A 6,548-nucleotide genomic window follows, 5' to 3' on the forward strand; every position below is an offset into this window, starting at 1 on the left:
GAAAAAGCAGACGTATATTCCGTCTGCTTTTTCTATATGGGTATTTCCTCAACTTACTAGCGACTTAACGCATTGTAACAAATTCTTCTGCGCCTGTTGGATGGATGGCTACTGTGTTGTCAAAATCTGCTTTGGTTGCTCCCATTTTGATCGCTACTGCAAAACCTTGTAACATTTCATCGACACCTACACCGATGGCATGCAGCCCAACAATTTTTTCTTCTTCACCCACACAGATCAATTTCATTTCACATTTTTGTCGATAATCGTTTAAAGCAAAATACATTGGCGTGAATCGTGAACGATAGATTTTCAATTGTCCTTCACCGTATGTCGTCAACGCTTGCTCTTCGGTCAATCCGATGGTTGCAATCGGTGGATGAGTAAAGACGACTGTTGGAACTAAATCATAGTCTAAATAAGAATTTTCTTTTCCATTGAATAGTCGCTCGGACAAACGACGACCTGCAGCAATCGCTACTGGCGTCAAGTCGATTTTCCCAATGACATCACCAATGGCATAAATGTGTGAATCGGTTGTATTTTGGAATTTATCCACTTTGATAAATCCTTTTTCATCTAATTCAACGTTCGTTTTTTCGATGCCTAATGCATCTGTATTCGGTACACGTCCGCCGGCAAATAACACACACTCTGCCATTAGTGTTTCCCCATTTTCAAAGGTAACTTTGTAGATATCCCCGTTCTTTGTTATTTCACTTGCCGTAAAGTTTGCATAAGTGTGGATTCCTGCTTCTTGATACATCTCAATCAAGTTATCAGATAACATTTTATCAAACGTACGTAATGGACGTTCTTTACGATACGCCCACATCACTTCACTTCCCAAGCCATTTAACACACCTGAAAGTTCAGCTGCAATATAACCAGCACCTAATACGATCGTCGATTTTGGTAATTCTGTCAATGCAAAAAAGCCGTTTGAATCAATGGCATATTCTCCACCAGGAATCATCATTTTGCTTGGCTTACCACCAGTTGCAATCAAAATATGATTCGCTTGATAGCTTTCACCGTTTACTTCGACGGTTTGACTATCTACAAAGCGAGCATACCCTTTGATTGCTTCAACGTTATTACTATCTAAGCCTCTTTGATAAGCGCCATGAAGGAAATCAATGTATTTCTCACGCTTCTCTACCAGTTCTTTAAAGTCAACATGTTTGACGTCTGCTTGGATACCATAGCTTGAAGCATCACGTTCGATCGTTTCTAAAATCGTACTTGCTTGCCACATGACTTTTTTTGGAACACATCCGACATTGACACACGTGCCACCTAGTTCATTGCCTTCAATCAATAATACTTTCGCTCCATGCATACCGGCACGATTCGCTGAAGCAATGCCTCCAGATCCTCCGCCAATGACAATATAATCATATGTTTTCATCTTGTTCCTCCTTTTAGCAGCTGATGCCAAATCCTACCGCTTATTTTTCCATAAACTTTTTTATCAGCTCTTACAAAAAATAAGTGTAGCACGTTTCTAGTCATTCTGTTGACGAGATGCTCATTTCGCTTGATTGCTTAAAAAATTATTTTCTTTTTCTAATCATATCTCCAGGTTTAACTGGTTGTGTGACTGGCATAGTCAAAATCATCATAGGATTTGGTGCGCGATCAATGGATTCTCCTTCTTCATTGTGCATTACCTCAACCATTTGACTAAAGTGAGTAAATCCAGGCCCATAAAATTCGATTTCATCCCCTACAGAAAAGAGGTTTCTCTGACGGATTGTCGCTTGTTTCGTCTCCTCGTCATAAGATAAGACTTCTCCGACAAATTTATACACAGGGATCTTACGACGTTCACCAAATAATTGTTCATTTTCGCTAGGTGTATCGTAATAAAACCCTGTTGCTAGTTCTCGTTGAGCCACTTTCCATAACTCATCGATCCATTCTTGTTTGCAAACATAGTTTTCAGGATCTTCCATATAACTATCTACAGCTGCTTTATAGACATTTGCGACAGTTGATACATAATGGATCGACTTCATTCGACCTTCGATCTTAAAACTATCTACGCCATTTTCAATCAAGTCAGGAATATGTTCGATCATCGACATATCTACTGCACTCATCGAAAACTCTTCTTCAATCTCGCCAGCATCTGTCAAAGAGTTTCTCTCTTGTCCAAATGGCAAATCATACAATTCATATTTCCAACGACAAGATTGTGAACAGCCTCCACGATTGGCATCACGCATCGACATATGATTCGACAATGTACAACGTCCTGAATAAGAGATACACATTGCTCCATGAATAAATGCTTCAATCTCTACATCCGTATGTCGACGTATCTCAGCGACTTCTTCCATCGAAACTTCCCGAGCTAAAACTACACGTTCCAAGCCTTCTTCTTTCCAGAATTCCAATGTTTCATAGTTGGTAGCAGAAGCTTGAGTCGATAGATGGATAGGTAAGCCAGGGGCTTCTGTGGCACAGATCTCAATAAGTGCTGGATCAGAGACGATCACTGCTGAAATCCCCACATCGCGCAGGTTACGGAAAAATTCACCGGCTCCTTCATCATTTCCTTCATGTGTGACCATATTTGCTGCTACATACACTTTCGCTTGATGTTCTTTTGCGAATGCAACGCCTTCTGCCATTTCTTCATAGGTAAAGTTTCCTGCGCGACTACGTAACCCATAAGCATTACCACCAATATACACAGCATCTGCGCCATAATGAATAGCTGTTTTTAGTTTTTCAAGCGTACCGGCTGGTGCTAAAACTTCCGGACGTTTTAATTTTCTTTTTGTTGTCATTTTATTTCACCATACTCCTTACTTGATAGATTCAGGATCAATATAAAAGAAACCTGTATCAAGTCCTCGATTCGTTGGATGTAATCCGTTGATCTTATTCGTCATTTCTTGTGCTAACGTTTCTGTCCATGTGTCTGCTAATAATGCTTTTTTTGCCTCAACAAATAATTTAGTGATCTCAACAAATGCTTCACCAGGCGTAAAAACGCCATCTAATTTCCAGGTACGGAAATGATGGGCATAAAGCTGTGGGAGTTCATTACTTAAATTGATGTCATTATTCGCAAAAATATGCGTACCATGTGAATCTTCATAAATCGAATAATGTGTATCTTCTTTTTTAGGTTCAGCGAGAAAGAGTCCTCTTTCACGATCTTTTTTTTCGTCCTGTTGCGTGTAGTTATAGTAATTCTGTAACAGTGGACGTTTCGATTGATGGATGCATGTAGCTCCATACACAAGTGTTTCCACAGGAATCTGTAACTTATGTTCCATTTCTTTCATCTCATCAAATGGCACTTCACGTGCTAAAACAGCAGAAATCGCCCCTTTTTTTGCCCAAAAATTGATTTGACGTGCACTCGTCACTAATGTTTCTGCATCAAAAACATAAGGGATACTCAACTCTGGATTTTTTCTCATGGTATAGATAATCCCAGTATCACCAACTGTGATCATGTCCACATTGATTTCTTTTAAAAATTGCAGATACTCTGGGACTTTTTTCATTTTTTCAGGATGAATGATCCCATTGACAGCTATATTTACTTTTTTACCGTAACGATGTGCCAGCGCAACTAATTCGCGTTGTTCTTCTCTTGTAAAAGAAGCTGGTAAGCGTAGACCGAAGCGTTCTTCCCCAAAATATAAGGTATCCACTCCTGCTTCAAGCAATTCTTCTGCTTGTTTCATTGATTCTATAGTAGTTATGATTTCGATCATCATTTCCTCCTCCTACAACTCCATAATAGTAGCACAGCTCTGAAAACTTTCCAATACTTCTTACATTTATTATTGATTGTAACGATACTGTAAAATAATTTCTGGCTTATCTATTGTTTCACCATTGATTTAGAAATAACTCCTTTAGAAAACCAAAAAACCCAAAAATTCAAATGATTTTTGGGTTTCTGGCTTGTCTATCAGAGCTAGCTATTTCTGTTGCGATCTCACTCTGTCATTATACTTTAACAGTTATTTTCTTAGGTTCACGCACATTCACTGTGATTTTGCCCTTCGAAGCGCCGACAGTGATTTGATCTCCTAAATGGATCTCGCCTCCAAGTAATGCTTCGCTCAAACGATCTTCTACTTCTTTTTGTAATGCCCGTCTTAGTGGTCGTGCACCATACTCTGGATCAAAACCGACTTTCCCAATCACATCAACTGCTGCTGGTGTGATTTTCACTAAGATATCTTGTTCTTTCAACCGTTTGACGATCGATTGGCTCATGATTTGAACAATCGCATGGACTTCATCTTTTGTTAATGAATGGAAAACGACTGTCTCATCAATACGGTTCAAGAATTCAGGGCGGAAAGCTTTCTTCAGCTCTTCAAGTATCCGTTTTTGCATCGCTTGATGATCTTTAGTAATATCTTGGACGTTGAATCCAACATTTTTTTCCTCACGGATTTGGGTAGCGCCAATATTAGAAGTCATGATCATGATCGTATTTCTAAAGTCTACTTTTCTTCCTTTAGCATCTGTTAAATGACCGTCATCTAACACTTGTAATAATAAATTGAAGACATCTGGATGAGCTTTTTCCACTTCATCTAGCAAGATAACTGAGTAAGGTTTTTGACGAATTTTTTCCGTCAATTGTCCACCTTCATCATAACCCACATAGCCTGGAGGCGAACCGATCAAACGACTCGTACTATACTTTTCCATGAATTCAGACATGTCGACACGAATCAATGCGTCCTCTTCCCCAAACATTACTTCTGATAATGCTTTCGCCAATTCTGTTTTTCCGACTCCTGTTGGGCCTAAAAACATAAAGGAACCAATCGGGCGATTGGGATCTTTTAAGCCACTACGCGCTCGTCTGATCGCACGAGAAACAGCTTTGACCGCTTCATCTTGTCCAACAACACGTTCGTGAAGCAATGCTTCTAGTTCCAGTAATCGTTGACTTTCTTTCTTTTCTAACTGTTGCAATGGTACACCTGTCCACTCCGAAACAACTGTAGCTACATCTTCTTCAGTCACCCGATCCGCAAAGCCATTTTTATGTTTTGCTTCAATCGCTAAACGTTTTTCTAGTTTTTTCATTAAGCTTTTTTCTTGTCTACGTAAATGCGCAGCTGTTTCAAAATCTTGTTTTTGAATCGCCTGTTCTTTTTCTTTATTCACTTGATCGATTTCTTGTTTCAGTATCGTCGTTTCTGACAAATCATCCGCTTGTTCCAATCGAACTTTCGCTGCCGATTCATCAATCAAGTCGATCGCTTTATCTGGTAACTGTCTGGAAGTGATATATCGAACAGAAAGATTTACTGCCGCTCGTACTGCTTCATCGGTGATCTCCACATGATGATGTTCCTCATAGCGTGAACGTAAACCACGTAAGATTTCTTCCGCTTCATCTGCTGTCGGTTCATCTACTTGGATACGTGCAAAGCGTCGCTCCAATGCCGAGTCTTTTTCAATGTATTTTTGGTATTCGTCTAATGTTGTCGCACCAATCGTCTGTAATTCTCCACGTGCTAACGCTGGTTTCAAAATATTCGATGCATCGATGGCACCTTCTGCACCACCAGCACCAATCAATGTGTGTAATTCATCAATAAAGAGAATAACTTGACCATCATGATAAATTTCATCAATGACTTTTTTCATTCGATCTTCAAATTCTCCCCGATACTTCGTCCCAGCGACTAACGCCCCCATGTCTAACATCATCAGACGTTTTGCTTTCATCTCTTCAGGTACTTCACCTAAAATGATTTTTTGAGCCAATCCTTCTGCAATCGCAGTTTTACCGACCCCGGGTTCTCCAACTAAAACAGGGTTGTTTTTTGTTCGGCGACTAAGTATCTGGATCAACCGTTTGACTTCTCTTGAACGCCCTACGACTGGATCTAATCTGTTTTCTTTTGCTAACTTAGTTAAGTCTCTAGCTAATGAATCCAACGTAGGAGTACCTTGTGTCATTGCTCGCTTTTCTTGTGGATTTCGACGGCGAATACCACCGGTACTCGTGTCCGTACCCATCGTGCGTTTCAATGACTGACGAACTTTGCTCAAACTGATTCCTAAGTTGATCATGATACGAGTGGCCATGATACTCTCATCTTTTAGTAGACTAAGTAAAATATGCTCGGTCCCCACTTTTTGTGCACCCATTTTATTTACTTCGCTATTTGCCAAAGCAAAAATTTGTTTCATTCGAGGAGAATAAGGGAGAAATACACCTTTTGCATAAGTTTTCACTGTCCCATAACCGACTAAATGCTCGATTTCTTCATAAATATCTTTTTCATTCAATTTCATCTCTCGTAATACTTTCCCAGCAATCCCGTTGGGTTCGATCACTAAAGCCAATAATATATGTTCTGAACTTACCGCTTGATGTTTGAAGCGTTTTGCTTCTTCTTGGGCAATTTCTAACACACGTTGTGCTCTTTCTGTAAATATTTCTGCCATTTAAATTTCACTCCCCATCTTCATAGCTTAATCGTTCTAAAAAGGCTCGTAGAATTCGAGCACGCGTATAATCTTCTGTCTCGTTGATGTTCAAT

The 6,548-nt window shown here is 39.7% G+C and carries 5 protein-coding genes (1 of these 5 only partly in view); all 5 read right to left on the reverse strand.

Annotation, left to right across the window (positions count from 1 at the left end):
- Positions 1 to 64 precede the first annotated feature (64 nt).
- Positions 65 to 1,411, reverse strand: coding sequence for a glutathione-disulfide reductase (gor, locus tag IGJ14_RS13910; RefSeq protein WP_430608095.1), 1,347 nt, complete (start codon positions 1,409 to 1,411; stop codon positions 65 to 67).
- 145 nt (positions 1,412 to 1,556) lie between these two features.
- Entirely contained in the window at positions 1,557 to 2,798 is a 1,242-nt protein-coding gene (locus IGJ14_RS13915; protein ID WP_019723386.1) for a peptidase U32 family protein, read from the reverse strand.
- Between the two features lie 18 nt (positions 2,799 to 2,816).
- On the reverse strand, positions 2,817 to 3,740 hold the full coding sequence (locus IGJ14_RS13920; protein ID WP_019723385.1) for a peptidase U32 family protein: 924 nt from the start codon (positions 3,738 to 3,740) through the stop codon (positions 2,817 to 2,819).
- A 238-nt stretch (positions 3,741 to 3,978) separates the two neighbouring features.
- Positions 3,979 to 6,453: an ATP-dependent Clp protease ATP-binding subunit gene (locus IGJ14_RS13925; RefSeq protein ID WP_019723384.1), complete on the reverse strand. Its 2,475-nt coding sequence runs from the start codon at positions 6,451 to 6,453 to the stop codon at positions 3,979 to 3,981.
- Between the two features lie 7 nt (positions 6,454 to 6,460).
- A protein-coding gene (locus IGJ14_RS13930) for a CtsR family transcriptional regulator (protein WP_010733901.1) crosses the window boundary here: on the reverse strand, positions 6,461 to 6,548 show its end. The gene runs 380 nt beyond the window's last position; 88 of the gene's 468 nt are visible here — the last part of the coding sequence; its start codon lies off the right edge, out of view; the stop codon is at positions 6,461 to 6,463.

The sequence above is a fragment of the Enterococcus sp. DIV1304_2 genome (genome assembly GCF_050555445.1).
Taxonomy (GTDB): domain Bacteria; phylum Bacillota; class Bacilli; order Lactobacillales; family Enterococcaceae; genus Enterococcus_B; species Enterococcus_B pernyi.